This window comes from Elstera litoralis (genome assembly GCF_000963705.1).
Classification (GTDB): Bacteria; Pseudomonadota; Alphaproteobacteria; order Elsterales; family Elsteraceae; genus Elstera; species Elstera litoralis.
In genome coordinates this window covers 1-667 of sequence record NZ_LAJY01000974.1, presented here as the reverse complement: position 1 = coordinate 667, position 667 = coordinate 1, and the positions used below count along the sequence as shown (strand labels likewise).

General features: G+C 52.8%; 2 protein-coding genes. Both read left to right on the top strand.

Going from position 1 to position 667, the window contains the following annotated elements; translation table 11 throughout:
* Nucleotides 1-261, top strand: a 261-nt coding sequence (locus tag VZ95_RS26380; RefSeq protein WP_198148478.1) for a type II toxin-antitoxin system Phd/YefM family antitoxin, incomplete at its 5' end; no start/stop codon positions are given.
* A gap of 59 nt (nucleotides 262-320) precedes the next feature.
* The coding region (locus tag VZ95_RS21015) for a PIN domain-containing protein (protein WP_232302799.1) at nucleotides 321-667 on the top strand (347 nt) is incomplete at its 3' end.

Sequence of the window (667 nt, the reverse complement as noted above, 5' to 3'; positions counted from 1 at the left end):
GTAGGGATGCGGGAGTTCCGCGCCGATTTGGCCGAATACATCGCCTCAAGTACGCCGGTTGCCATAACGCGGCACGGGCAAACCGTGGGTTATTTCATTCCAACGCGCGGGCAAGGAGAGGCCGATCTTGCAGCGCTGAAAAAGGCCAGCGAGACCTTGGATAAGCTACTTGCTGCGCACTCGGTTGATATTGAAGCAATCGTTACTGAGTTTAAGACTGCGCGTAGGCAGGCAAAAAAGCCGAAAGCTCTGGGGGAATGAGTCGAAAAGCCCTTATTCTAGATGCTAATATTTTGATTAGGGCGGTTCTGGGAAATCGAGTGCGCGCACTAATTCTGGAAAATGCCCCGACAGTTAAGTTTTTTGCACCCGACGTCGCGTATGCTGATGCGTACCATTATTTACCCGCGCTCCTCACAAAGCGTGGTCTTCCAGCCGATACGGTTTTGGAAACGCTGGAAGCCTTGGAAACACTCGTCCACTCAATTGATGCCAATCTATACGGTGGTTTGAAAAACCGAGCCCTTCAGCGGATCGCTGCGCGCGATGCCGATGATTGGCCCGTTCTGGCCTGTGCCCTTATGCTGGATTGTCCGATTTGGACGGAAGATGCGGATTTTTTTGGAACGGGCGTCGCAACTTGGACGTCTGACCGCATTACGCTCTA